Source organism: Micromonospora sp. NPDC048935 (assembly GCF_043197875.1).
Taxonomy (GTDB): domain Bacteria; phylum Actinomycetota; class Actinomycetes; order Mycobacteriales; family Micromonosporaceae; genus Micromonospora.
In genome coordinates, this window is sequence record NZ_JBICTZ010000002.1 from 827,971 (window position 1) to 852,514 (window position 24,544).

Sequence of the window (24,544 nt, forward strand, 5' to 3'; positions counted from 1 at the left end):
TCCACGGTCCCGCCAACGGCCCCGGCACGCTAATGTGCGCAGCGGACCTTCGCCGGAGGAAGGACGACCATGCTCGTATCACGCCGTTCGCGGGTGGCCACACTGGCCGCCTGCGCGACGATCCTGCTCGCCACAAGCGCCTGCGGGGATGACAAGGCCAAGGAGCCCAGCGCCCAACAGGTGCGCCTCTATGGCACGGACGGCAACATGCTCAACTCCTATCCCGCGGAGTTGAAGGAACGCGCAAGTCTGGTCGACGGGATGAAGGGCACCACGCCACTCGTTCCACTGCCCGACGACTTCAAGAGCCGGCTACGGACCGTCAATCCGGCGCTGACGGACTACGTGTACTCCGCCGAGACGTACGACGCGGTCGTGGTCGCCGTGCTGGCCGCCCAACTGGCCGGGAGCACCGACCCGGCTGCCATCGCGAAGCAGATCGTCGCCGTGACCAACGACGGGCAGCGCTGCGAGGACCCGGCGAGTTGCCTCGCGCTGGCCCGTGCCGGACAGGACATCGAGTACCGTGGCGTTTCGCTGACCCGGGCGGGCTTCACCGACAAGGGTGAGCCGGCCACCGCGAGCTACGCCACGCTGACCTTCGACGGGCAGCAGATCAACGACGGCAAGACCGAGTTCGTCGGCGCGGGCATCGAGTCGGCGGCGAGCACCAAGACGCCACCGAAGCCGAAGAAGCAGCGGCCGAACGTCGACCCCGACCAGAAGCCGCTGATCCTGGGCGGTCTGCTGCCGAAGACCGGTGACCTGGCGCTCGCCTACCCGCCGATGGCGGCCGGCGCCGCGCTGGCGATCAGGGAGATCAACGCCGCCGGTGGCGCACTGGGCAAGCCGGTGACGTGGGTCGAGGGCGACGACGGCACCAGCCCGGTGGTGGCCAAGGCGACGGTGGCCAGGCACGTGACGGGCGGTGTCAGCGTGATCATCGGCGCGGGTGGTTCGGGCATCTCCCGGGCGGTGCTGCCGGACGTGGTGCAGGCCGGGAAGATCCTCTTCTCCCCGTCCAACACCGACAGCAGCCTGACCGACGTGGACGACGGTGGCCTCTACTTCCGCACCGCACCGCCGGACAGCCTCCAGGGTCGGGCGCTTGCCGACGTCATCCTCCGCGACGGATCGCAGAAGATCGTCATCGTCGCCCGCAAGGACTCCTACGGTGAGGGCCTCCAGGGCACGGTCCGCGACGAGCTGGAGAAGGCCGGCATCGCTGGCGACCGCCTCAGGCTGCTCACCTACGAGCCGCCCGCCGACGCCAAGGCTCCCCCGGTGGACTTCTCCGGTGGCGCCAAGGAGATCAAGGACTTCGGCGCGGACGCCGTACTGATCATCGGCTTCGGCGAGTCGGCCTCGGTGATCCGTTCGCTGGCCGACAGCGGAGTGCAGATCCGGCAGTAACACCACCAGAAGCAGGAAACGGCCGCACCGGCGCGAGCGTCGGTGCGGCCGTTTTCGTTTCCCGGACGCCCACACCCGCGGGCTCACACCCCGCCACCCAGTAAGCCCGCAGCCCCGGCCACCGAGCCACCTGGCGACCCGGCCACGCCGGCCCGTGTTCGATGATCGACTCCGCTTCACGGAAACCGGGTGGTCCGCGCGACCGGGACACCGCGACTTCCAGGAACCCGAGTCGATCAACGCCCCCAGAATCAGCGCGGCCGGCGGCGCTCCAGGAACTCGGTCATCCGCCGGTGCTTCTCCTCGTCCTCGAAGAGCACCGCCTGGCTGACCAGATCGAGGTGGGGGTGCGCGGCGGCGGGCGCGTCCACCGCCAGCTTGGTCAATCGCAGCGCCAGCGACGAACCCAGGGCGATCTCGTCCAGCAGCCCGTGGGCCACCGTGAGCAGCTCGTCGGGCTCGTCCACCACCCGGTTCACCAGACCGATGCGCAGCGCCTCGGCGGCGTCCACCCGCCGCCCGGTGAAGAGCAGTTCCTTGGCCCGGCCCTCACCGATCAGCGCGGGTAGCCGATGCGTCGCGCCCGCGCCGGCCAGGATGCCCAACCGCACCTCCGGCTGGCCGAAGACCGCCCGCGCCGTGCACACCCGCAGATCGCAGGCGTACGCCAGCTCCGCCCCACCGCCCAGCGCCGGGCCGTCGACGGCGGCCACCGTGGGCATCGGCAGCGCCCGGATCCGCGCGAAGGCGGCCGAGTTGATCGCGGCCAGGGCGTCCGTGCGGCCCCGCTCCCGGAGTTGAGCGATGTCGGCGCCGCCGGCGAAGATGCCGGCCGTGCCACCGGTGAGCAGCAGCAGCCGGGGACGGGCTTCCAACTCGGCGCAGACCTGGTGCAACTCGGCGATCAGGTCGGCGTCGATGGCGTTGCGCTTCTCCGGCCGGTCCAGGGTCACCACCAGCCGGTCCGGTCGCTCCTCGATCCGCAGCCCGCTCACTGCCCCGCCCACCTCTCGTTGGCGACCGTGGGGCTCGCGAACGCGCTCACTGCTTGACCCCGTCGTTCCACAGGTAGAAGCCGTGGCCCGACTTCTTTCCCAGCCGCCCCTCGTCCACCATCTCCACGAGCAGCGGTGGCGGCGCGAAGCGGTCCCCGTACGCGGCCTGGAGGGTACGGGCGATGTCCAGCCGCACGTCGAGGCCGACCAGGTCGGTGAGTTCCAACGGCCCGATCGGGTGCCGGTATCCCAGCACCATCGCCTTGTCGATGTCGGCGGGACCGGCCACCCCGTCGGCGACCATCCGGATCGCCTCCAGCCCGAGGGTGACCCCGAGGCGGGAGGTGGCGAAGCCGGGCAGGTCGCGTACGACGACGGGGTCCTTGCCCAGCCGGCCGGCGAGCGCGACGGCCGCGGCGGTGGTCTCCTCGGCGGTGGCCGGGCCGACCACGATCTCCAGGAGCGCCATCGCCCAGACCGGGTTGAAGAAGTGCAGGCCGAGGAAGCGCTCGGGTGCGTCCAGCCCGGCGGCCAGCTCGCCGATGGCGATGCTTGAGGTGTTGCTGGCCAGCAGCGCCGGGCGCAGCGCCGCGGCGTCGCCCAGCACGGCTCGCTTCAGGTCGAGCCGCTCCGGCACCGCCTCCACGATCACGTCGGGGGCGGGGGCGACGTCGGCGAGGGTCGGGCGCAGCGTGACCCGCTGCCGGTGCGCGGCGGCCTCGTCGGCGCTCAGCTTGCCGCGCTGCACGGCTCGTTCCCACAGCTCGGCGAGCCGGTTCAGCGCCGCGGCGCCCCGCTCCGGGTCCACCTCGACCAACTCGACGGCGTGCCCGGCCCCGGCCGCCACGTACGCGATGCCGAGCCCCATCGTGCCGGCACCGACGACCACGAAACGTCCGCTCATCACGCCTCCCTGTCCCGCCCGCCGGCGCGCGGGGTCCCCGCCGCACCGAGCTGGGTGTCTCGCCCGCTCCGCTCGCTCATGGTGCGACCCTAGACAGCTCGACGACCCGGCCCATGCTTGGGGGAGCGCGGGATCGGGTAATGACGGCCCCGTCAACCAAGGGAAGGAACCAGTCGACATGAGCCAGGCACCGGAGAGCGTCACCGGCGGGGAGATCGTGGAGACCCGAGGCGACGAGCGGGTCGAGCTGCTGCGCGCCGACACCAACAACGACGGCAAGACCGACGTGTGGGTGGTGGACACCGACGGCGACGGCAAGGCCGACCTGTTCCAGTTCGACACCGACGGCGACGGCAAGGTGGACATCACCATGGTCGACATCGACGAGGACGGCACCCCGGACGAGGTAGTCGACGGCGACGGCGGCATGCCGCCCGAGGAGCTTCCCCCGACCGTCCAGGTCTGAGCTGTACGACGGCCCCTGCGCAGCGTCGCGCGGGGGCCGACGCTCAGTCGGCGAGGCGCAGGGTGGCCAGGTAGTAGGGGGCGTCCCGGTCGTCCACATCGGTCAGCCGCCAGCCGGTGCCGTGCACCAACGCGGCGAACTCGTCAGCCGAACAGACCAGGTAGTCGAACCATTCGGTGCTCAGCTCGCGGTAGCGCAGCCGGAGCCGCAGCTGCCCGCCCAGCCGGCCCCGACGGCGGTTGCGCTCGTGGTAGCCGGTGTGCAGTGGGTCGCGGGTGCCGTACGGGTCGGTGCCGTGCGCGATGATCTGCGCCCCCGGCCGGGCCAGCGCGGCGAGCGCGGCCAGGAACCCGGGGGCACGCTGCCGGCCCTCGAACAGCCCGAGGTTGTTGCCGAGCAGCAGGAACGTGTCGTACCGGTGACCGTCGGCGACGTGCGTGTCGACGGTGCCGTGCACCACCCGCCGCACGCCGCGACGCCGGCTGACCGCCAGCGCCCCGGCGGAGGTGTCCAGCCCGGTGACCGGTACGCCGCGCTCCTGGAGCAGCAGCGCGATCCGGCCGGCGCCGGTGCCGATGTCGAGGGTCTCGCCGCGGACCCGGTCCACCGCCCGGTGGTCGTACGGCTGCCATTCCTGCGGCCCGTCCAGGTAGTGCGCGGCCGGCGCGCCGTTGATCAGCCCGTCGTCCCGCTCGATGATCTCGATGACCGGTCGGGGAAGTCGACCGCCGACCAGCGGCCGAGGGCCCACCCCGGTGGCCACGGCAAGCGTGTCCCGCAGCAGCTCGCCGACCACGTCACCGATTTGAGGCTCGCCCGTCACGGCGTTCACGCTATCCGGCCACTGGTTGGCCCGCAGCGGTCGTATCCTGGCGGCGTGACCATGTTGGACCGGCTGTCCGCCGAGAAATACCTCCTGCTCACGACCTTCCGCAAGGACGGTCGGGCGGTGCCGACCCCGGTCTGGGCGGTCCGCGACGGCGAGGCTCTGGCGGTCTGGACCCGGGCCGACTCCGGCAAGGTCAAACGGATCCGCAACAACGGCGACGTGACCCTGGCACCCTGCGACGTGCGGGGGCGTCCGCACGGGGCGGAGGTGCCGGCCCACGCGACGATCTGTGGCGGCGGTGACACCGGTCGGATTCGCGACCTACTCAAGCACAAGTACCGCGTGATCGGCCGGTTGAGCCTGCTGGGCAGCCGGCTGCGTCGCGGCGAGGGCGGCACCGTCGGCATCCGCGTGACGCTGGCCGAGGGCCGGCGCTGAGGGCGGTCGGGCCTCGGTCGGGCATGGAAAGGGGCGGCGGATCGAGATCCACCGCCCCTGACCGGAAAAATTGTGCCGCTCAGTCACCCTGCCGCTGCTGCGGGATCTGGCCCTGCAACAGCGCCCTGACCTCCGACTCGCGGTAGCGACGGTGCCCACCCAGGGTGCGGATGGCGCTGAGCTTGCCCGCCTTGGCCCACCGGGTCACCGTCTTCGGGTCGACACGGAACATCGACGCCACCTCGGCCGGCGTGAGTAGCGGCTCTGGTTCGTGCGTTCGCGATGCCATCGGTCACTCCTCCACATGTATAGACATCGGCCGGGGTCCCGCCGGCCGACGCGTCTCCCATGGTCCGGCTAGTCCCCGATGTCCGACATGGGCCGAACGGATGAAGGTCCCTAGACGGACGGATGAACCATGCCCGATTTTTACGACTTTTACACGGCAGAAACCACCTTATTCGGACTCATGATCACGGTTCGTGATGCGTCAACTACGAGCACGCCTCACCTTGGGAGCGCTCCTACGAGCATTTGTCCCTAATTGCACCGCTCCAGCAACTGCACCGCGCGCCAGCGGGCCACCAGCTTGTCGTACGCGGCGGACGCCTCCTCGGCCTCGCCGCGCGACAGCCCCGCCAGGCCGCTGGCGACCAACTCCGGCGAGTCGTCCGCCGCGAGAGTCTCGTCGGGGAGAAGATCGACCAGGCCGCCGTAGTCCAGTTCGACGACCGACCGGGGATGGAACTCCTCCAGCCAGCGCGCCGCCTCCTCCACCGCCTCGGTGATCGGCGCCTCGCCCACCGACTTGCGCAACACGGACAGCGCCCGGGACGACCGACGGCGGGCCTTGGAGATCTCCGTGCGGTAGCGCAGCGCCCGTCGACCCGGCTCGGTGACCAGGTCCCGTTCGGCCGGCTCGAAGAGCACGAACCAGCGCAGCGGCACTCCCCAGGTGGCGATCTGCTCGTGCACCCGGGGCACCCCGTGCTCCAGCACCCGGGCTCCGCTGCGCCAGTCGTCGACCACCGCCCTGGCCTGCCCGGCGAGCACCGGCGGCACGAAGGCGTCGGCGAGCACCGAGGGCACCCCGTCCCGGGCGCTGAGGGCGGCCTCAGCGACCCGGATCCGCAAGTTCCACGGGCAGACCAGCAGGCTGTCGTCCGTCTCCAGGACGTACGCCTCCTCGGGCAGGTCCGGCAGCCGGGTCCAGCCAGCGCCCAGCGCCTCGATCACCGCCGTCCGCTGCCGACCGGGACCCTCGACCGGGGCCACCGCCCGCCCCTCGGCGACATAGCGGCGCCAGTAGCTCTGCCGGTCTCGGTCGAAGGCGGTCAACGGTTCGTACACGCGCAGGTAAGAAGCGAAAAGCGACGGCACGGCGCGATCCTCCCACGAACCGCAGCCGTACGCGGTCAGCGGCCGGACCACGCGCGCCGCAACGTGGGACGGCGGCGGCGCGTCGAGCACCCGCACGGCGGCCGATACTAGGCTCGATCACACCGGCAGCATCCCCGCCGGCGTCCACCAGGTCCGCGTTCCACAAGGGCGCACACCACTCCAGGAGCCAACAATGGGTGTATTCGCGAGCACCGACGACCCGGTATCGACAGGTCACGAACAGGTCGTCTTCTGCCAGGACAAGCAGAGTGGCCTGAAGGCGATCATCGGGATCTACTCCACGGCGCTGGGGCCGGCGCTCGGCGGCACCCGCTTCTACCCGTACGCCAGCGAGGAGGACGCCCTCGCCGACGTGCTCGACCTGTCGCGCGGAATGGCGTACAAGAACGCGCTCGCCGGTCTGGACCTGGGCGGTGGCAAGGCCGTCATCTGGGGCGACCCGGAGCAGATCAAGAGCGAGGCGTTGCTGCGCGCGTACGGTCGCTTCGTGGAGTCGCTCGGCGGTCGCTACTACACCGCCTGCGACGTCGGCACCTACGTGGCGGACATGGACGTCGTGGCCCGGGAGACCCGCTACGTGACCGGGCGCAGCGTGGAGCACGGCGGCGCCGGTGACTCGTCGATCCTCACCGCCTGGGGCGTCTTCCAGGGCATGCGGGCGGCCGCCGAGCACCTCTGGGGCACCCCGAGCCTGCGGGGCCGTCGGATCGGTGTGGCCGGGTTGGGCAAGGTCGGCAAGTACCTCACCGGGCACCTTCTCGAAGACGGTGCCGAGGTGGTCGCCACCGACGTCAACCCGAAGGCGCTGGCCTGGGTGCGCGCCAACCACCCGCAGGTCGTCCTGATCGACGACGCCAGCGCGCTGGCCGCCGCGGACATCGACGTGTACGCGCCCTGCGCGCTGGGTGGCGCCCTGAACGACGACACCGTGCCGGCGCTGCGCGCCAAGGTGGTGGCGGGTGCGGCCAACAACCAGCTCGCCCACCCGGGCATCGAGAAGCTGCTGGCCGATCGGGGCATCCTCTACGCACCGGACTACGTCGTCAACGCGGGCGGCGTCATCCAGGTGGCCGACGAGATCGAGGGCTTCAACTTCGAGCGGGCGAAGCTCCGGGCGACCGGGATCTACGACACCACCCGCGAGATCCTGCGCATGGCCGACGCCGAGGGCGTGCCGCCGGCGGTGGCCGCCGACCGGCTGGCGGAGCGGCGGATGGCGGACATCGGCCGGCTGCGCGGGATCCACCTGCGCTGAGCGTTCCCGGAGGCGGGTCGATGGGATCCGCCTCCGGGCCTCCGTGGCCGGCGCGGGTGGGTAAGCTGAAGTCGGGTCAACTTTGATGCGGTTTGTCCGGTGTCACGGGTGCTAACCGTTCCGCTCCTTACCCGGTACACTGGGTGACGACCGGATCGACGCGACGCGCAGAGCCGGCTGACGGTAACCCGAGGTGCCGAACGATGGCATCCCCATGTACCGTAAGAGCTACGAGAGATGCCTGACGTCATCGGGGCCCGCCTTCGGGCTGCCCCGCATTCTGTGCGAGGGGGTCGAGCCATGGGGCGCGGCCGTGCTAAGGCCAAGCAGACGAAGGTGGCGCGGGAGTTGAAGTACCACTCCCCGAACACCGACCTCACCGCCTTGCAGCGCGAACTGGCGGGTGCTGGTAAGTCTGAGCACCACTTCGACGACGACTCTAAAGAGTTCGTCGACGACGATGATGAGGATCACGCGGACGACGATCCGGATCCCTGGGTCCGTCCGACCCGCTGACCTCTCGACGCAACTGAGCACGCGGCACTCCCGCGTGCTCACGCACGTCCTGTGCAGTTGCCGACGATCAGGGGCCTGACCCGACCGACACCACTCCGGTCGCCCGACAGGCCCCCGATCGCGGCTCACTCAGCGTGGGCGGTTGTTCCAGTTGTAGAACGTGGGGATGTTCTCGAAGTGGTTCCAGGCGCAGACCGCGCTTGTGCCGTCGCCTCCCGAAACCTCGGAGCGTAGCCTCCGCGCGTCTTCGGCCTCCTGTAGCAGCGCGACGAGAGCAGGGCCTGCCTCCCGCACCCGTTCGGTGACGCCGTCTTCCGCTTCGCGCTCAGGGCGCCGGTGACTGGTGGTCTCGGGCATGCTCCAACACTCCCTCCAATAGGCGGATCTTGCTGTTGCGGCAGTGCTCGGTCTCGGTGCCGTCAAAACGCCCCAGCTCGAAGTAACGGTTGGCGGCATGGCCACCACCGCAGAAGCCGAAATACGGGCAGGAGGCCCGGCACGCCTCCACACCGGCCAGGAACTCGCCGACCCACGGCGTGGCCGCCGCACCCGCGAGGATCTCCGCCAGTGGGGTCGTCAGCACGTTGCCGCTGCTGAAGTCGCCGTAGCGAGGGTCGGTGAAACCGCCCAGCTCCGGGGACAGCACGATCACCGAGCCGTCGTGACCGATCGTCGGGATCGGGTCCAGGTGACGGGGCAGCACCCCGTCGGTCGTGTCGTCGAGTACGGCCGCGGCGTAACGCAGCGACCACTCGATCTCGCGCAGGTGGATTCGGGGTTCGCGCCGCCAGGCCGCCACCAGCTCGGCCCAGAAGCCGGTCACCGCCGCCGGGTCGTGGCTGTTGTCGCGGGTGTTGACCCCTTCGGTCTCCTCGATGTTGATACCCAGCACGTCGCAGCCCAGGTCGAGGAAGTAGTCGTACAGCTCGGTGGCCAGCCCCGGCTCCGGCCGAGAGACCACGGCCAACGCGGAGAAGGGCAGGCCGTGCCGCCGCAGCGCGGCGACGCCCCGCAGGATCCGGTCGTACGCCGGCTGGCCACCCCGGTTGACGCGGTCACCGTTGCGCGCCCGCGGCCCGTCCACGCTCACGCTCACCCGCATCTCGTGCCGGGCGAAGAAGGCGCACCACTCGTCGTCGATCAACGTGGCGTTGGTCTGCACGTGATGCTCGACCTCGGGCCCGAACGGCGCCATCAGGTCGGCCAGGTGCTCCCGGCCGGCCGCCAACGGCTCACCGCCGTGCCAGACCACCGAGAACCGGCCGGCCGTCGCCCAGGGGTTGACCGCCGCCGCGACCGCAGCGGCCACCGCAACCGGCATCCGCCGGTCGACGGCCCGAAACGGCAGGTAACAATACGCGCAGTCCAGGTTGCAGAGGGTGGTCGGCTGCATGACGACGTACGACGGGACGGCCGCCAGACCGCGCATCCCGCTGAACGCCTGTCCCCGAGCAGCCATCACCCTCCTCCGCCTAGCCTGAGCCCTTCAGGCTAGGCGGCATTGGCCACTTGGGTGAAGCCCTGATCAGGTGCCCGTACGATTGCCAGTGCGTGCTCAACCTCGGGTGTGCTGACCGACCATCTGCACGTTGCCGGTGCCCTCGATGATCTCGCCGGCCTGCCACGCCTCGACCCCACGGCCGGTCAGCGTCGCCAGCGCCCGGTCAGCGTCCTCGGCCGACACGATCGCGAACATGCCGACACCCATGTTGAAGGTCGACTCCATGTCGTGATCGTCGATGCGACCCTTCGACTGGATCAGATCGAAGATCGGCTGCGGCTTCCAGGTGGACCGGTTGACCACCGCGTCGACGTGCTCCGGCAGCACCCGGACCAGGTTGCCGGGGATGCCGCCGCCGGTGATGTGGGACAGCGCCCGCACCTCGGCCTCGGCGATCAGCTTGAGGCAGTCCTTGGCGTAGATCTTGGTCGGCGTGAGCAGCTCCTCACCCAGGGTGCGCTGCCGACCGAAGTCGTCGATCACGATGTCCAGTCGCATCCGAGCCGCGCCGAGCAGCACGTGCCGGACCAGCGAGTAGCCGTTGGAGTGCAGGCCGGACGAGCGCATGGCGATCACCACGTCACCCACCTCGACCCGATCCGGGCTGAGGATGTCGGCTTCCTCGACCACGCCCACACCTGTCGCGGAGATGTCGTACTCGTCCGGGCGGAGCACGCCGGGGTGCTCGGCGGTCTCCCCGCCCAACAGCGCGCAGCCGGCGTAGCGGCAGCCGTCGGCGATGCCCGCGCCGATCTCGGCGACCTTGTCCGGTACGACCTCGCCGGTGGCGATGTAGTCGAGCAGGAACAGCGGCTCGGCACCGCAGGCCACCAGGTCGTCCACGACCATCGCGACCAGGTCGATGCCGACCGTGTCGTGGATGTCCATCTGCTGGGCGATCACCAGCTTGGTGCCCACCCCGTCGGTGGAGGACGCCAGGATCGGGCTCTTGTACTTCTTCGTGTCCAGCCGGAACAGACCGGCGAACCCGCCGAGGTCACCCATCACCTCGGGGCGCCGGGTCTCGCGCACCTTCGACTTGAGCAGCTGCACCGCGCGGTCACCCGCGTCGATGGAGACTCCGGCGTCGGCGTACGAGACCGAGCGTTTGCGAGCCTGCCGGCCGGCACCGCCCGTCCAGGGCTGTCGGTCGCCGCCGGCGCCGGTCGGGCTGCTTCCTGCGCCGCTGCGCTCGGACACGTGCGTCACGGTTCTCCCCTTTGGTTCTCGGTGCCGCACCGGCGGTGGCCGGGCCGCGCCGGTTGGTGCTAGCTACGGGCGGTTTGCGGTAACGCCACCCGGAGTGGCGACGAACGAGCCGTTGGCGTGCGGTGCTTCCGGGGCCGAGGTGGCGACCCGGCGGCCCACTCCTTCGAGCACGTGCTTGCCGATCAGGTTGCCGGCCGGCAGCTCAATCGGGTACTCCCCATCGAAACACGCCCGACACAGCCGGGTCTTCGGCTGCTCGGTCGCGGCGATCAGGCCAGAAAGCGAGACATAACCCAGCGTGTCGGCGCCGATGGAGCGCCGGATGCCGTCGTTGTCCAACCCGTTGGCCAGCAGCTCCGCCCGGGTGGCGAAGTCGATGCCGTAGAAACACGGCCAGCTGACCGGCGGGGAGGAGATCCGGACGTGTACCTCCAGCGCCCCCGCCTCACGCAGCATCCGGACGATGGCGCGCTGGGTGTTGCCGCGCACGATCGAGTCGTCCACGACCACCAACCGCTTGCCCCGGACGTTCTCCCGCAGCGGGTTGAGCTTGAGGCGGATGCCGAGCTGGCGCAGGGTCTGGGACGGCTGGATGAAGGTACGACCCACGTACGGGTTCTTCATGAGGCCGGCACCGTAGGTGATGCCGGACGCCTCCGCGTAGCCGATCGCGGCCGGGGTGCCCGACTCCGGCACCGGGATCACCAGGTCGGCCTCGACCGGGTGCTCCTTGGCCAACTGCCGACCGATCTGCACCCGTGCCGCGTGGACGTTGCGCCCGGCGATCGTGGCGTCGGGGCGGGCGATGTAGACGTACTCGAAGAGGCAGCCCTTCGGCTCGGGCGCGGCGAACCGGGTCGAGCGCAGCCCGTTCTCGTCGATCGCGATCAGCTCGCCCGGCTCGACCTCGCGAACCACACTCGCGCCGACGATGTCCAGTGCGGCCGTCTCGCTGGCCACCACCCAGCCGCGCTCCAGCCGGCCGAGCACCAGCGGGCGCACGCCGTGCGGATCACGGGCCGCGTAGAGGGTCGCCTCGTCCATGAAGACGAAACTGAACGCGCCGCGCAGTTGCGGCAGCACCTCCAGTGCGGCCGCCTCGACCGACAGATCCGGTCGCCCGGCCAGCAGCATCGTCACCAGGGACGTGTCGTTTGTCGAACCGTCCGCGACGAGGCCGCGGTCGGCGACCTCCTTCTCCAGCTCGGCGGTGTTGACCAGGTTGCCGTTGTGGGCCAGCGCGATGGTCGTGCCGGAGGTCGTGGACCGGATCGTCGGCTGGGCGTTCTCCCAGTTGGACGCGCCGGTCGTGGAGTAACGGGCGTGCCCGATCGCCAGGTGGCCACGCAGGCTCGCCAGGGTGGGCTCGTCGAAGACCTGGGCCACCAGGCCGAGATCCTTGTAGACCACCACGCCGGAGCCATCGCTCACCGCGATGCCCGCCGCCTCCTGGCCGCGGTGCTGTAGGGCGTAGAGGCCGAAATAGGTCAGATTGGCGACCTCTTCGCCGGGCGCCCAGACGCCGAAGACACCACAGGCGTCTTGGGGGCCAGGTCGTTGGGGGTCAAGGTCGTGGCTCAGCCGGCCGTCGCCTCGGGGCACCTACCGCTCCCTCATGCTGGTCTGGACCGGCTGGGCGGGATCACGGACGGATCCACACTCGTCTGCCGGGACCACTGTCATCGCCTGACAGTGTACGCGAATCGCCGTCGACACAGATAGTCACGTTTCCCGTGCTGAGCGTCACGCTGAGTACGACATCGGACGACTAGAGGGGCAGATACGCCGAGAGGTCCGCCCGGACACCGCTCATCTGGACGCGACCCTCGGTGACCGCCTCCGCCCAGCCGACCCGTCCGGTAGCCAGCTCCAACCACGTCCCCGGAGCCATCTCGACCACGTTCGGCGGGTTTCCCCTGGTGTGTCGAGGTCCGGGTACGCACTGGATCGCACCGTATGGTGGTACGCGCACCTCCACCGATCGGCCGGGGGCGCGCTCCGCGAGGATGGCCAACAGCGACCGGACCGCCTCGCGGAACACCGGCCGTTCGGGTGTACGCCCCTCGTCGAGCGCCGACAACGCCGCCGCGACGGCAGCGGACTTACTGTGCGGAGAGGACACGACGGGACGATACGACCCGCAGGTCGCGCACCTGACGTCGGCCCTGGGTCGCGCCGATCCAGTCGGACAAGGCATAGTTGCCGACGGCGTATTCGTACCGTGATGATCCCCGGCCCGGCGCCCCGCCGGCCAGAGGGAAGTCAGCCCGGAAGGCGGTGGACGTGTCAACACACCGATATGCCTGGAAGCAGCGGGCCGGTGTGGTCGTAGCGCTGGTTGCCGGCGCTCTGCTCGCCGTCCCCGCCCCACCAGCGCTGGCCGCCAAGATCAGCACTGCGGACAACTCGGTCAGCATCGACGCGGGCAAGAGCAGCACCGTCAACGTGGTCGTCCGACCGGACCAGGACGAGAAGTCCGCCGACCTCGACGTCACCGACCTGCCCGACGGCGTCAGCTGCGGTGGGTGCGGGCCGATCAACTTCGGCGACTCGACCGAGCCGAAGCAGGTGACGTTGACCCTGACGGCAGCGGCCAACGCGCCCGCGGCCAACGGCAGCTCGGCGAAGATCACAGTGTCGGGGGACGGCAGTTCCCGCACGCTGCGCGTCACCGTCAAGGCGGCCGCCGCGCCGCCACCGCCGCAGACGCAGACCGTGCAGTCGATCTCCGGCAAGGTGGTCGTCCAGGCCGACAGCAAGGCCGTGCCGAACGCGGTGGTCATGCTGCTGGACAGCACCGGCAAGCGCTTCGACACCACGAGCGACGGCAGCGGCAACTTCCGCTTCACCGGCACCACTGGCAACCCGATCGCGCCTGGTCGGATCGACCTCGGTGCCACCTTCGACAACGTGCAGGCCCGCAAGACGCTGACCGCCGCCGCCGGGCAGGCCATCACCGGCCAACGAATCAGCCTCGCCATCAAGGTCGAGGTGACGCCGAGCGCCACGCCGTCCGCCACCGCCGACGCCACCCCCAGCGAGGACCCGGCCGACGCGGGCGCGGAGGACCAGGCCACCGATGACGCCAGTCAGGGCGCTCCGGCGAACGCCTCCAGCAGCGACGACGGCGGCAGCGGCCCGTACCTGGTCATTCTGCTCGGTGGTCTGCTGGTGGCCGCCGGTGTGGGCACGATCGTGATGCTCTGGATGAAGCGCAGGGAGAGCGGCGGCGATGACGACGACGCCCCCGCCGCGGCCGGTGCCGGCGGTGTGGTGCCGCCGTCGCGGGGCGGTTTCCGCAGCCCCGACGACCAGACCCGGATGGTCGGCGGCCGACCCGGTGGCGGGGCCGACCCGACCATGGTCGGTGGTGCGGCGCTGAGCGAGGCGCCGACGATGATGCACCGCCCGGTGGTCGACGACGTCCCACCGGACCCGTACGGTGCGCCCGCGCAGGCGTACGGCGGTGCGGGCCAGCAGGGCTGGGGCGGCGCCGGGTACGGCGACGAGCAAGCACCCGGCGGGTACGGGGCCGGCGGCTACGGCAACGCCCCGGCGTCGGGTGGCGGTTACGGCAACGCTCCCGCCTCCGGCGGCGGCTACGGCACCCCGGCCGGTTCCGAGGGTGTCTACGGCGCCGGCGAGGGCTACGGTGCCGCGCCCGGGTCCGGCGCTGGTTACGGCGGCGGCGCTCCGGCCTCCGGTGGCGGCTACGGCAACGCTCCCGCCTCCGGCGCCGGCTACGGCAACGCCGCGCCGGCCTCCGGCGGCGGTTACGGCAGCCGCGACTACAACGGCCCGGCGGGAACCGCCGCCTACCCACCGGCTCCCGCCGGCGGAGCGCCCTACGGCGAGCGGTACGACGAGCCGACCGGCCGCTACACCGGCGACAACACCCAGTACCCGGCACCGGCAGATCCGTACGCCACAGGCGTCTACCAGCCGGAACAGGGACAGGGGTACGGCCAGCCCGATGCGGCTCCCTACGGTGGCCGGGCCCCCGAGCCGACCGCAGGATATGGCGGCCAGCAGGCGGGCGGCTACGAGCAGGGCGGCTACGGCGGCCAACCGGCCGGCGGATACGACCAGGGCGGCACCTACGGCCAGGAGCCCTCACCGCAGCAGCGCGGCGGCTACGACGACCGCGGCTACGAGCAGGGCGGCTACGGCGGCCAACCGGCCGGCGGATACGACCAGGGCGGCACCTACGGTCAGGAGCCCCCGCCACAGCAGCGCGGCGGCTACGACGACCGGGGTTACGAGCAGGGCGGCTACGGTCAGCCGCCGGCCGGGCGGGCGCGGCCGGAAACCCAGCCGCAGACCGACCGGGGCGGTCGACGCCTCGACTGGCTGGACGACTGACCGACCACACCGCACGCAACGGCCACCCGGAGTTCCGGGTGGCCGTTGCGCATCCAAGGTCCACTCGTGATCACTGAAGTCGCGGTATCCCGCACGCCTGGACACCCCGGATTCCTGCAAGCCGAGTTGATCACCCCGAAGGCGCGGCGCGGCCCGGCTTGATCACCCCGAGGCGCGGCGCGGCCCGGCTTGATCACCCCGAAGGCGCGGCGCGGCCCGGCTTGACCAGCCCCAACCGCGGCCGGCTTGATCATCTCGACGCCTCAGGCGGCGGAGAAGACGCCCTGGTTGAGCACCGGCACGACGTCCGACACGCCGACCCGGACGGCGACGTCCACGTCCTCGGCGAAGCCGCCCTCGGTCAACTCTCGTCCGGAGACGCTCCCGCGCACCGCGGCGGGCACGTCCGGAGTGCTCGCCAGCGCGGCAAGTGCCATGGCCGCCTCCACGGACAACCCGCCCGGTACGCCAGAGAGGGCGTCGAGCACCGAGGCGGCACCCAGTTGATCCTCCACCGACGGGCGCAACGACCCGTCCGGCCACCGCTCCCCGGACGCGATCACGCCGATCGGAGCGGCCACCGTGCCGTACCCCTGGCGGCGCAGCCAACGCCCGACGGCCGGTGCGTTACGCAGGCACGCCGCGACCACCGGCAGGCCGGTGGCGCTGGCGGCGGCACTGATGGCGGAACCGTTCGGCGAGGGGAGCACCAGGTCCGCCACCACCGGTGCCGTGCTCAGGGCGGCGGGTGAGAGCGACCACGGATGCTCCGCGGTCACCCGCCGTCGGCCCACCGCCGCGACCGCGCCGACGCGCACCGCGTACTCGGCGGCCTGCTCACCCCAGGGGAACGGGTGTACCCGCATGCCCCGGGCGACGGCCACCTCCACGGCGGTGGTGAACGACAGCACGTCCACCACCACCAACGCCGCGCAGACCCGGCCGAGTTCGGCCGCCCCGGTCAGCCCCCAGTCAAACCGCGCACCGGAGCCGGGCTGACCGTGGACGGCGGCCGCCAACGCCTCAGCGCTCGTCAGGCGACGGCTCGGTGACACCGGTGTCAGACTCGGACGACCCACCGATCGGCTCGACAGCGCCGACCGCCGGGGAGGGCCCCGAGGACGCGATCGGCTCGGAGAGCACCTCGGCCGGGTCGATCGGCTGGGCCGGAGCGACCGGCAGCGGTACGGCTTCGACCGCACCCGCCACACCGGCGGCCGGCGCGGGCACCTCGACGGCCGCCGAGCCGCCGAAGATGCGAGGCAGCGTCTCGGTGTGCGCCCTGCGCAGCTCGTCCAGGTCGATCCGGAACTGGCCGTGCACCTCAAGGGCGCCGCCGGTCGGGTCGGTGACACCGATCAGCTCGAACGGCACCCCGCGCTCGGCGCAGAGCGCCGCGAACGCCTTGTCGTGGCCGCGCGGCACCGACACCAGCGCCCGGGTGGCGGACTCGCTGAACAGGTAGACGAACGGCATCGAGCCCTCGGCGAACTGCTCCGGCACCGCGATGCGGGCACCGACGCCACGCCGCAGGCAGGACTCGACGAGACTCTGGGCGAGGCCGCCGTCGGAGAGGTCGTGTGCGGAGGCCAGGTGACCGACGCGGGCCGCCTCGGCCAGCAGGTCGGCGAGCGCCTTCTCCCGCGCGAGGTCGACCTGCGGCGGGATGCCGCCGAGGTGCTCGTGCGTCACCCAGGCCCACTCCGAGCCGGACAGCTCCACGTTCGTCTCGCCGAGCAGGTAGAGCTGGTCGTGGTCGCCACCGGTCCGCGGGACGAAGCCCATCGGCACCCGGTCGGCGACGTTGTCCAGCACGCCCAGCACGCCGACCACCGGGGTCGGGTGGATGGCCGCCGCACCGGTCTGGTTGTAGAAGCTGACGTTGCCGCCGGTCACCGGGATGCCCAGCTCCACGCAGCCGTCCGCCAGGCCACGCACGGCCTCGGCGAACTGCCACATCACGCCCGGGTCCTCCGGGGAGCCGAAGTTGAGGCAGTTGGTCACGGCGATCGGCTTCGCGCCGGTCACCGCCACGTTCCGGTACGCCTCGGCCAGGGCCAGCTTGGTGCCCTGGTACGGGTCGAGTCGGGTGTACCGCCCGTTGCCGTCCACCGACAGCGCCACGCCGAGCCCGGTCCGCTCGTCGATCCGGATCACGCCGCCGTCCTCCGGCTGGGCGAGCACGGTGTTGCCCAGCACATAGCGGTCGTACTGCTCGGTGACCCAGGTCTTGTCGGCCAGGTTGGGCGACGCGATCATGCGCAGCACGGTCTCCCGCAGCGCCTGGGGATCGGCCGGGCGGGGCAGCGTCTCGGCACGGTCGGCCTGGAGCAGGATCAGGTCGGCCGGCTCGCGCATCGGCCGGGCGTAGACCGGGCCGTCGTCGACGAGCGAACCCGGCGGCACGTCGACGACCAGGTGGTCCTGCCAGGTGATCAGCAGTCGGCCGGGGCTGCCGTCCGGCTCCGGTGCGGTGACCTCGCCGATCGCGGTGGCGAGCACGCCCCACTTCTCGCAGGTCTTGAGCACCGCGTCGAGCTTGTCCGGTGCGACGACCAGCAGCATCCGCTCCTGCGACTCGCTGGCCAGGATCTCGTGCGGGTCCATCGACGGCTCGCGCAGCGGCACCCGCTCCAACCAGACCCGCATGCCGGTGCCGGCCGCGGCGGCGGTCTCGGTGAGCGCGCAGGTCAGGCCGGCGCCGCCGAGGTCCTGGATGCCGACCACCAACTGGCCGTCGTACAGCTCGAGGCACGCCTCGATGAGCAGCTTCTCGGTGAACGGGTCGCCGACCTGCACGGCGGGCCGGCGGGCCTCGCTGCCCTCGTCGAAGGTGGCGCTGGCCAGCACCGACACGCCGCCGATGCCGTCCCGGCCGGTCTTGGCGCCCATCAGGACGACAACGTTGCCGGGGCCGGCGGCTGCCTTGTTCTGTAGGCGCTCGACCGGCAGCACACCCAGGCAGAGCGCGTTGAGCAGTGGGTTGCCCTGGTAGGAGGGGTCGAAGACCAGCTCACCACCAATGTTGGGCAGGCCGAGGCAGTTGCCGTAGCCGCCGACGCCGGCGACCACGCCGGTGAGCACCCGGGCGGTGTCCGGGTGGTCCGCGGCGCCGAAACGCAGCGGGTCCATCACGGCGACCGGGCGGGCACCCATGGCGAGGATGTCCCGGACGATGCCGCCGACACCGGTGGCCGCACCCTGGTACGGCTCGACGAAGCTGGGGTGGTTGTGCGACTCGACCTTGAAGGTCACCGCCAGCTCGTCGGAGACCTGCACGACACCGGCGTTCTCACCGATGCCGGCCAGCAGCCGGTCGCTGTGCACGGCCTTCTCACCGAACTGGCGCAGGTGCACCTTGCTCGACTTGTAGGAGCAGTGCTCACTCCACATGATCGAATACATGGCCAGCTCGGACTGCGTGGGCCGACGGCCGAGGATCTGCCGGATCCGGTCGTACTCGTCGTCACGCAGACCCAGCTCGGTGTAGGGCTGGAGCTCGCCGGGGGTGCCACCGGCGCGCGGCACAGTGTCCACGCCCTCGGTCCAGACGTCAGCGGCCAACGGGGCGGGAGCGGCCGCCGGAGCGACGGGCTGCGCCGGGCTCGGCTCGGCCGGCTGCGCCGGGGCGGAGTACGCCTCGGGCGTGTCGCGTACCGGGTCCGGGTGGGTGGTCATGACCTCTCCTCGCTGCGCTCGTGCCCGCCAGAGATGCGGTTGAGCTGACCGATGATCGTGTCGCCGGTCACGCCGGCGCCCCGACCAGGTGCTTGAGGACCGACGTGAAGAAGCCGAGGCCGTCCAACGAGGGACCGGTGAGCGCCTCCACCGCGTGCTCGGGGTGCGGCATGATGCCGACCACGTTGCCCGCGGCGTTGGTGATCGCGGCGATGTCGCGCTGCGACCCGTTGGGGTTGCCGCCGACGTACCGGGCCACCACTCGGCCCTCGGCTTCGAGCTGGTCCAGCGTCGCGGTGTCCGCGACGTAGCAACCCTCGCCGTTCTTGACCGGGATCAGCACCTCCTGGCCGGGCTGGAACGCGTTGGTCCACGCGGTGCCGGCCGACTCGATGCGCAGGACCTGGTCCCGGTTGCGGAAGTGCAGGTGCTGGTTGCGGGTGAGCGCGCCGGGCAGCAGGTGCGCCTCGCACAGGATCTGGAAGCCGTTGCAGATGCCGAGCACCGGCAGGCCACCCTGGGCGGCGGCCACGATCGTCTCCATCACCGGGGCGAACCGGGCGATGGCGCCGCAGCGCAGGTAGTCACCGTAGGAGAAGCCGCCGGGCAGCACGACCGCGTCCACCCCGTACAGATCCGGGTCACCGTGCCAGAGCCGGACCGGCTCGGCACCGGCGATCCGGACGGCTCGGGCCGCGTCCCCGTCGTCGAGCGAGCCGGGGAAGGTGACCACACCGACCCGGGCGGTCACGAGCGGGCGTCCGCGGTCTCGTCGGCCTCGACCAGGCGGATGGTGAAGTCCTCGATGACCGGGTTGGCGAGCAACTTGTCGGCAATCTCCCGAGCGCGGTCCAGGTCCGGTTCACCGGTGAACTCGATCTCGATCCGCCTGCCGATCCGAACCGAGGCGACATCACCGACGCCGAGCCGGGGCAGCGCGTTTGCGACGGCCTGGCCCTGCGGATCGAGGATCTCGGGCTTGAGCATGACGTCGACGACGACGCGAGGCACTGGGCACTCCTGACTGTGTACGCAGTTGGGTGCCGACCCACAACGGGCGAGCGCAGCCAGCGTACCTGGCAGATATCGTCGCGCCCGCACCGGCCGCCCGCAGTTCAGGCAGTGATCGACATTACCGGCGCCCAGGGTGACCCAGGGAGCGCGACAGGCGGCCTCAGCAGGACAAACATGGCGCTGCGGGTGGCCGAATCGTTACATTGATCAACTCCGATCAACATCTTGATAACGATGATCCCGAGCCCTATCCTGCATCGACATAGGTCGATTTAGGCGACGGCGGGGACCTCCCTCCGTCGCCCTTCCGCACCCGGCGACCCCGGGTCCGCCCCGCCCAAGGAGTCCACCCGATGCGCATCCGCCCCCTGCTCGCCGTGCTCAGCACCGCCCTGGTCGGCGCCCTCGGCGTCGCGTCCGGCGCGTCCGCCGCACCGCCCGGCCCGCAACCCATCATCGGCGGCAACACCGTCTCGTCCGCGCCCTGGGCCGCCGCGGTGCTGAGCAACGGCTCGTTCACCTGCTCCGGCAGCGTCATCGCCGCGCAGTGGGTGCTCACCGCCCGGCACTGCATCAGCGGCACCATGTCGGTCCGGGTCGGCAGCGTCTACCGCGCCTCGGGTGGGGTCACCCGTACGGTCAGCGCCAGCTACACCCGCAACGACCTCGCCCTCATGCGGCTCTCCAGCACCGTCAGCACCTCGACGGTCACCCTGGCCAGCAGCAACCCGCCCATCAACTCGACCAACTCGATCTACGGCTGGGGCATGACCTGCTACAGCGGCTGCTCCCCGTCCAGCCAACTGAAGACCGCCACCGTGCGGGTGACAAGCAACAGCGTCACCGACGCGTACGGCGGGCAGGCGATCCGCAGCACCGAGATCAGCGGTAACGCCTGGCGGGGCGACTCGGGTGGCCCGCAGTTCTACAACGGCCAGCAGGTCGGCGTCGCCTCCACCGCCGACGGCTACAGCATCCAGAACTACGGCAGCGTTGCGTACAACCGGGCCTGGATCACCTCGGTGGCCGGTGTCTGACGGTTAACGCCCCGCGCGGTGCGGATGGTCGGCTGCGTGTCGGCCGTCCGCGCCGCGCTGTTTTGCAGCATCCGATCAGGTGAACAATGCACCCGATCGGGTCGCGCCACTCCTGACAGCATCGGAACCGTGCTGGTCGTGACGACAGAGCAACTGCCCGGCTATGAGATCCGCCAGATTCTCGGCGAGGTGGTGTCCTCGATGGCCAGGACACGCAACCCGTACCGCGAGGGGGTCAAGAACCTGCGCGGTGGCGCGTACGACCCGATGGCCCCGGACAACCTCACCCGGTGGCGCACCGACTCGGTGTCCCGGCTCGGCGAGGAGGCCCTGCGGCTCGGCGCGAACGCGGTGATCGGCATGCGCTTCGACAGCCGCGACTGCGGCGAGATGTGGATGGAGATCTGCGCCTACGGAACGGCAGTGGTCGCCGTACCCAAGATGCCCGAGGTCATGCCGGCCGACCAGCCGGCGGTCGCCGCGGAGACCGCGGAGGTCGCAGGCTTCACGGAGTCACCAGGCGGCATAGCCGAACCAGCAAGCGCCCCCAACCTGAGAACAGCAGCAGAAACCGCAACCGGCGACTAACCCGGCGGGGTCGATCATGAGGTTGACCGGCGGTCCCGGGCTTGTTCGACCCGCCAACCTCATGATCGACCGCAGACGGGCGGTTAGAGGATGGGGGGTGGGCTGTAGGCTGCGGCGTTTGGGTGGGTTTGGACTACCTTGGTGATGCGGCTTGTTACCGCTTCCACCTGGGACTGGGCGGCACCTACGAAGGCGGTGCGGTCGGCTACCAGGGTGTCGATGTCGGCGCGGGTCAGGCCGAGTCGACTGTCCGCCGCCAGGCGGTCGAAGAGGTCGTTCTCCGGCGAGCCCGTCTCGCGCATCGCCAGGGCCACCGCGACCGCGTGCTCCTTGATCGCCTCGTGGGCGGCCTCCCGGCCGACACCACGCCGGACCGCCGCCACCAGGATCTTCGTGGTGGCCAGGAACGGCAGGAACCGCTCCAACTCCCGGTTGATCACCGCCGGGTACGCGCCGAACTCGTCGAGCACGGTGAGGAAGGTCTGGAACAGCCCGTCGGCGGCGAAGAACGCGTCCGGCAGGGCGACCCGGCGGACCACCGAGCAGGACACGTCCCCCTCGTTCCACTGGTCACCGGCCAGCTCGCCGACCATCGACAGGTAACCCCGGATGATCACCGCGAAGCCGTTCACGCGCTCCGACGAGCGGGTGTTCATCTTGTGCGGCATCGCGCTGGAGCCGACCTGCCCCGGCTTGAAGCCCTCGGTGGCCAACTCCTGACCGACCATCAACCGGATCGTGGTGGCCAGCGACGACGGCGCGGCGGCGGTCTGCGCCAGCGCGGCCAGCACGTCGAAGTCCAGCGAGCGCGGATAGACCTGCCCGACGCTGTCCAGCACCCGGGAGAAGCCCAGGTGCTCGGCCACCCGGCGCTCCAACTCGGCCACCCTTTCGGCGTCGCCGTCGAAGAGGTCCAACTGGTCGGCGGCCGTGCCGACCGGCCCCTTGATCCCGCGCAGCGGGTAACGGGCGATCAGCTCCTCCAGCCGCTCGTACGCGATGAGCAGCTCCTCCGCCGCCGAAGCGAAGCGCTTGCCCAGCGTGGTGGCCTGCGCCGCCACGTTGTGCGAACGGCCGGTCATGACCAGCTCGGAGTGCTCGTACGCCAGGAAGGCCAACCGGGCCAGGGTCGCCACCACCCGGTCCCGGATCAGCTCCAGCGAGGCACGCACCTGAAGCTGCTCGACGTTCTCGGTGAGGTCCCGTGAGGTCATCCCCTTGTGCACGTGCTCGTGCCCGGCGAGCGCGCTGAACTCCTCGATCCGGGCCTTCACGTCGTGCCGGGTGACCCGCTCCCGCTCGGCGATCGAGGCGAGGTCGACCTGGTCGAGCACTCGCTCGTACGCCTCGACCACGCCGTCCGGCACGGCCACACCCAGGTCACGCTGAGCGCGGAGCACGGCGAGCCAGAGCCGCCGCTCCATCCGGACCTTCTCCTCCGGAGACCAGAGGGCGACCAGTTCGGGCGAGGCGTACCGGTTGGCCAGCACGTTGGGGATCGTCGTCACGTACCTCATTGTCCCGCACCCGCTTGTCGACACCGGGACCGGGCCGGGCTGCCGAGGCCGCCAGGGACGTCGGCTGTCCGGCAGCGCGGACGGCCGACCCTCAGCGTTCCAGGATCGCTGTCACGCCCTGACCGCCGGCCGCGCAGATCGAGATCAGCCCGCGGCCGCTGCCCTTCTCGGCCAGCAGCTTGGCCAGGGTCGCCACGATCCGCCCGCCGGTGGCGGCGAACGGGTGCCCGGCGGCCAGCGACGAGCCGTTGACGTTGAGCCGGTCGGTGTCGATCGCGCCCAGCGGCGCGTCCAGGCCGAGGCGGTCCTTGCAGAACTCCGGCGACTCCCAGGCGGCGAGGGTGGCCAGCACCTGCGAGGCGAACGCCTCGTGGATCTCGTAGTAGTCGAAGTCCTGCAGGGTCAGCCCGGCTCGGGCCAGCATCCGGGGCACCGCATAGGCGGGGGCCATCAGCAGCCCCTCGTCGCCGTGCACGAAGTCGACGGCCGCGGTCTCCGACCAACTGAACCAGGCCAGCACCGGCAGGTTGTGCGCAGTCGCCCACTGCTCGCTGGCCAGCAAGACTGTGGACGCGCCGTCGGTGAGCGGCGACGAGTTGCCGGCGGTCATCGTCGCGTGCTCGGCGTCCGGGCCGCGGGTGCCGAAGACCGGCCTGAGCGAGCCGAGCTTCTCCAGGCTGGTGTCGGGGCGGAGGTTCGCATCGCCTGTCAGCCCCAGGTAGGGCGTCATCAGGTCGTCGAAGAAACCCCTGTCGTACGCGGCGGCGAGGCGCTGGTGTGAGCGCAGCGCCAGCTCGTCCTGGGATCGCCTGTCGATCTGCCAGTGCAGGGCGGTGCGGGCGGCGTGGTCGCCCATGGACAGGCCGGTACGCGGCTCGGCGTTGCGCGGGATCTCCGGCTTGAACGGTTGCAGCGGGCGCAGCTTCGCCGCGACCTTGAGCCGTTCGCCGAGGGTGCGGGCCGAGTTGAGTTTGAGCAGCGTGCGGCGCATCTCCTCGTTGACCGCGAGCGGGGCGTCGGAGGTGGTGTCCACACCGCCGGCGATGCCCACGTCGAGCTGACCGAGGGCGATCTTGTTGGCGACCAGGATGGCCGCCTCCAGGCCGGTGCCGCAGGCCTGCTGGATGTCGTACGCCGGGGTGTGCGGGTCGAGCCGGGAACCGAGCACCACCTCACGGGCGAGGTTGAAGTCGCGGGAGTGTTTGAGCACCGCCCCGATCACCACCTCGCCGACCCGCTGGCCGGCCAGCCCGTACCGGGCGATCAGACCGTCAAGCGCGGCGCCGAGCAGGTCCGGGTTGGACGCGTCCGCGTAGCGGGAGTTGGACCGGGCGAAGGGGATGCGGTTGCCCCCGATGACCGCGACCCGCCGAATGCTCTGCACGATCCGCCTCCTCGACCTGCGTTGCCCAAACCCTACT

24 protein-coding genes are annotated in these 24,544 nt (G+C 71.1%); 8 read left to right on the forward strand and 16 right to left on the reverse strand.

Annotated features, from left to right (window positions below):
• Nucleotides 1–69 precede the first annotated feature (69 nt).
• Nucleotides 70–1,413 carry an ABC transporter substrate-binding protein gene (locus tag ACGFIW_RS10160; RefSeq protein WP_393312575.1) on the forward strand — a complete coding sequence of 448 codons (1,344 nt, stop codon included), beginning with the start codon at nt 70–72 and terminating at the stop codon, nt 1,411–1,413.
• Nucleotides 1,414–1,664: 251 nt separating this feature from the next.
• Here the strand turns inward: ACGFIW_RS10160 and ACGFIW_RS10165 are convergent, their stop codons facing one another.
• Together ACGFIW_RS10165 and ACGFIW_RS10170 are read right to left on the reverse strand one after the other, a co-directional pair.
• A complete protein-coding gene (locus ACGFIW_RS10165) occupies nt 1,665–2,408 on the reverse strand; it encodes an enoyl-CoA hydratase/isomerase family protein (protein ID WP_393312577.1) in 744 nt (247 codons plus the stop codon).
• A 46-nt stretch (nt 2,409–2,454) separates the two neighbouring features.
• The gene (locus tag ACGFIW_RS10170) at nt 2,455–3,312 is read right to left on the reverse strand and encodes a 3-hydroxyacyl-CoA dehydrogenase family protein (RefSeq protein WP_393312579.1); all 858 of its coding nucleotides are present in this window, start codon (nt 3,310–3,312) and stop codon (nt 2,455–2,457) included.
• A gap of 178 nt (nt 3,313–3,490) precedes the next feature.
• On the opposite strand from ACGFIW_RS10170, the gene ACGFIW_RS10175 reads away from it, so the two are divergent.
• Nucleotides 3,491–3,778 carry a hypothetical protein gene (locus ACGFIW_RS10175; RefSeq protein ID WP_357555780.1) on the forward strand — a complete coding sequence of 96 codons (288 nt, stop codon included), beginning with the start codon at nt 3,491–3,493 and terminating at the stop codon, nt 3,776–3,778.
• Nucleotides 3,779–3,821: 43 nt separating this feature from the next.
• Here ACGFIW_RS10175 and ACGFIW_RS10180 read toward each other — a convergent pair whose 3' ends face one another.
• A complete protein-coding gene (locus ACGFIW_RS10180; RefSeq protein WP_393312581.1) occupies nt 3,822–4,601 on the reverse strand; it encodes a methyltransferase domain-containing protein in 780 nt (259 codons plus the stop codon).
• A gap of 54 nt (nt 4,602–4,655) precedes the next feature.
• On the opposite strand from ACGFIW_RS10180, the gene ACGFIW_RS10185 reads away from it, so the two are divergent.
• On the forward strand, nt 4,656–5,045 hold the full coding sequence (locus ACGFIW_RS10185) for a PPOX class F420-dependent oxidoreductase (protein WP_357068919.1): 390 nt from the start codon (nt 4,656–4,658) through the stop codon (nt 5,043–5,045).
• Nucleotides 5,046–5,124: 79 nt separating this feature from the next.
• Here the strand turns inward: ACGFIW_RS10185 and ACGFIW_RS10190 are convergent, their stop codons facing one another.
• Nucleotides 5,125–5,334, reverse strand: a complete 210-nt coding sequence (locus tag ACGFIW_RS10190; protein WP_007073996.1) for a BldC family transcriptional regulator — start codon at nt 5,332–5,334, stop codon at nt 5,125–5,127.
• Between the two features lie 251 nt (nt 5,335–5,585).
• Nucleotides 5,586–6,425 (reverse strand): hypothetical protein, encoded by an 840-nt coding sequence (locus ACGFIW_RS10195; protein WP_393312583.1) that lies wholly within the window; start codon nt 6,423–6,425, stop codon nt 5,586–5,588.
• A gap of 193 nt (nt 6,426–6,618) precedes the next feature.
• Between ACGFIW_RS10195 and ACGFIW_RS10200 the strand changes: the two genes are divergently transcribed.
• Both ACGFIW_RS10200 and ACGFIW_RS10205 read left to right on the forward strand, forming a co-directional pair.
• Nucleotides 6,619–7,701, forward strand: coding sequence for a Glu/Leu/Phe/Val dehydrogenase (locus tag ACGFIW_RS10200; protein WP_393312585.1), 1,083 nt, complete (start codon nt 6,619–6,621; stop codon nt 7,699–7,701).
• Nucleotides 7,702–8,001: 300 nt separating this feature from the next.
• On the forward strand, nt 8,002–8,217 hold the full coding sequence (locus ACGFIW_RS10205; RefSeq protein ID WP_030332207.1) for a DUF3073 domain-containing protein: 216 nt from the start codon (nt 8,002–8,004) through the stop codon (nt 8,215–8,217).
• A 129-nt stretch (nt 8,218–8,346) separates the two neighbouring features.
• On the opposite strand, the gene amcA is transcribed toward ACGFIW_RS10205, so the two are convergent.
• The 5 genes from amcA to ACGFIW_RS10230 all read right to left on the reverse strand — a co-directional run bounded on the left by amcA (nt 8,347) and on the right by ACGFIW_RS10230 (nt 13,049).
• Nucleotides 8,347–8,574 (reverse strand): multiple cyclophane-containing RiPP AmcA, encoded by a 228-nt coding sequence (gene amcA, locus ACGFIW_RS10210; protein ID WP_393312587.1) that lies wholly within the window; start codon nt 8,572–8,574, stop codon nt 8,347–8,349.
• Nucleotides 8,543–9,646, reverse strand: a complete 1,104-nt coding sequence (gene amcB, locus ACGFIW_RS10215) for a cyclophane-forming radical SAM peptide maturase AmcB (RefSeq protein ID WP_393312800.1) — start codon at nt 9,644–9,646, stop codon at nt 8,543–8,545. The genes amcA and amcB overlap by 32 nt, the downstream gene beginning before the upstream one ends.
• Nucleotides 9,647–9,772: 126 nt before the next feature.
• Nucleotides 9,773–10,927 (reverse strand): phosphoribosylformylglycinamidine cyclo-ligase, encoded by a 1,155-nt coding sequence (gene purM, locus ACGFIW_RS10220; RefSeq protein ID WP_393312589.1) that lies wholly within the window; start codon nt 10,925–10,927, stop codon nt 9,773–9,775.
• A gap of 63 nt (nt 10,928–10,990) precedes the next feature.
• On the reverse strand, nt 10,991–12,529 hold the full coding sequence (gene purF / locus ACGFIW_RS10225) for an amidophosphoribosyltransferase (protein WP_393312591.1): 1,539 nt from the start codon (nt 12,527–12,529) through the stop codon (nt 10,991–10,993).
• A 166-nt stretch (nt 12,530–12,695) separates the two neighbouring features.
• The gene (locus ACGFIW_RS10230) at nt 12,696–13,049 is read right to left on the reverse strand and encodes a sterol carrier family protein (RefSeq protein ID WP_393312593.1); all 354 of its coding nucleotides are present in this window, start codon (nt 13,047–13,049) and stop codon (nt 12,696–12,698) included.
• Nucleotides 13,050–13,210: 161 nt separating this feature from the next.
• Between ACGFIW_RS10230 and ACGFIW_RS10235 the strand changes: the two genes are divergently transcribed.
• The gene (locus tag ACGFIW_RS10235; RefSeq protein ID WP_393312595.1) at nt 13,211–15,289 is read left to right on the forward strand and encodes a carboxypeptidase-like regulatory domain-containing protein; all 2,079 of its coding nucleotides are present in this window, start codon (nt 13,211–13,213) and stop codon (nt 15,287–15,289) included.
• A gap of 263 nt (nt 15,290–15,552) precedes the next feature.
• Here ACGFIW_RS10235 and ACGFIW_RS10240 read toward each other — a convergent pair whose 3' ends face one another.
• The 4 genes from ACGFIW_RS10240 to purS form a co-directional block, all read right to left on the reverse strand.
• Nucleotides 15,553–16,308: a 2-phosphosulfolactate phosphatase gene (locus tag ACGFIW_RS10240; protein WP_393312802.1), complete on the reverse strand. Its 756-nt coding sequence runs from the start codon at nt 16,306–16,308 to the stop codon at nt 15,553–15,555.
• A 4-nt stretch (nt 16,309–16,312) separates the two neighbouring features.
• The gene (gene purL, locus ACGFIW_RS10245; RefSeq protein ID WP_393312597.1) at nt 16,313–18,967 is read right to left on the reverse strand and encodes a phosphoribosylformylglycinamidine synthase subunit PurL; all 2,655 of its coding nucleotides are present in this window, start codon (nt 18,965–18,967) and stop codon (nt 16,313–16,315) included.
• 67 nt (nt 18,968–19,034) lie between these two features.
• On the reverse strand, nt 19,035–19,718 hold the full coding sequence (gene purQ, locus ACGFIW_RS10250; RefSeq protein ID WP_393312599.1) for a phosphoribosylformylglycinamidine synthase subunit PurQ: 684 nt from the start codon (nt 19,716–19,718) through the stop codon (nt 19,035–19,037).
• Nucleotides 19,715–19,978: a phosphoribosylformylglycinamidine synthase subunit PurS gene (purS, locus tag ACGFIW_RS10255; RefSeq protein WP_184180400.1), complete on the reverse strand. Its 264-nt coding sequence runs from the start codon at nt 19,976–19,978 to the stop codon at nt 19,715–19,717. Before purS ends, purQ begins: the two co-directional genes overlap by 4 nt.
• Nucleotides 19,979–20,334: 356 nt before the next feature.
• Here purS and ACGFIW_RS10260 point away from each other — a divergent pair, with 356 nt between their 5' ends.
• Together ACGFIW_RS10260 and ACGFIW_RS10265 are read left to right on the forward strand one after the other, a co-directional pair.
• The gene (locus ACGFIW_RS10260; RefSeq protein WP_393312601.1) at nt 20,335–21,018 is read left to right on the forward strand and encodes a S1 family peptidase; all 684 of its coding nucleotides are present in this window, start codon (nt 20,335–20,337) and stop codon (nt 21,016–21,018) included.
• Between the two features lie 24 nt (nt 21,019–21,042).
• Entirely contained in the window at nt 21,043–21,606 is a 564-nt protein-coding gene (locus ACGFIW_RS10265) for a YbjQ family protein (RefSeq protein ID WP_357068980.1), read from the forward strand.
• Nucleotides 21,607–21,689: 83 nt separating this feature from the next.
• Here the strand turns inward: ACGFIW_RS10265 and purB are convergent, their stop codons facing one another.
• A complete protein-coding gene (purB, locus tag ACGFIW_RS10270; RefSeq protein ID WP_393312603.1) occupies nt 21,690–23,114 on the reverse strand; it encodes an adenylosuccinate lyase in 1,425 nt (474 codons plus the stop codon).
• 100 nt (nt 23,115–23,214) lie between these two features.
• Nucleotides 23,215–24,507 (reverse strand): acetyl-CoA C-acetyltransferase, encoded by a 1,293-nt coding sequence (locus ACGFIW_RS10275; RefSeq protein ID WP_393312605.1) that lies wholly within the window; start codon nt 24,505–24,507, stop codon nt 23,215–23,217.
• Between the last annotated feature and the right edge of the window lie 37 nt (nt 24,508–24,544).